Source organism: Ahrensia sp. R2A130 (assembly GCF_000179775.1).
GTDB lineage: Bacteria > Pseudomonadota > Alphaproteobacteria > Rhizobiales > Rhizobiaceae > Pseudahrensia.
Genome location: NZ_AEEB01000027.1, coordinates 1 through 476 on the forward strand (window position 1 = coordinate 1; position 476 = coordinate 476).

1 protein-coding gene is annotated in these 476 nt (G+C 54.8%); it reads right to left on the reverse strand.

Annotated elements, in window-relative coordinates:
- On the reverse strand, positions 1-476 hold a 476-nt coding region (locus tag R2A130_RS18735), incomplete at both ends, for a hypothetical protein (RefSeq protein ID WP_198008824.1).

Below are 476 nucleotides of genomic sequence, written 5' to 3' on the forward strand. Positions count from 1 at the left end.
CGGCGCTGCAACTGCAATGGTTGCGTTACCCACCGCATCGGCACCTGCTTCACTATCAGCAGACACCAGATCACCGCCGCTTCCATCATTTGCACAGTCTTGGATCCAATTATTGAACACCAGGGCTGTGTTTACGTTAGCGCCTGCGCCACCTGTGATCCGTGCACATGATGCAAACGTGTTGGGTGAATCACCCGCGACTGTGGCTACCACGTTGTGGAAGAAACCACCTGACTTCTTCTTGAACTGCATGATGAAAGAGTCGTCGTTAGCCTGCTTGTCAGCGATGATTGTCACGTTGGCAATCGTGGGCTTAGACAGTGGCTCGTCCGCACCTTGCGTGTCCATCTCGAACGCTTCACCGCTGCCCTCAGGCGACTGCTTAACGATGACGTACTGCATGTTGCCTCGGTACCCCTCGTCCCAATCGACAGAGTCGTCGCGAGCTGCAGTCACGACAGCGTACTTAACGTTGA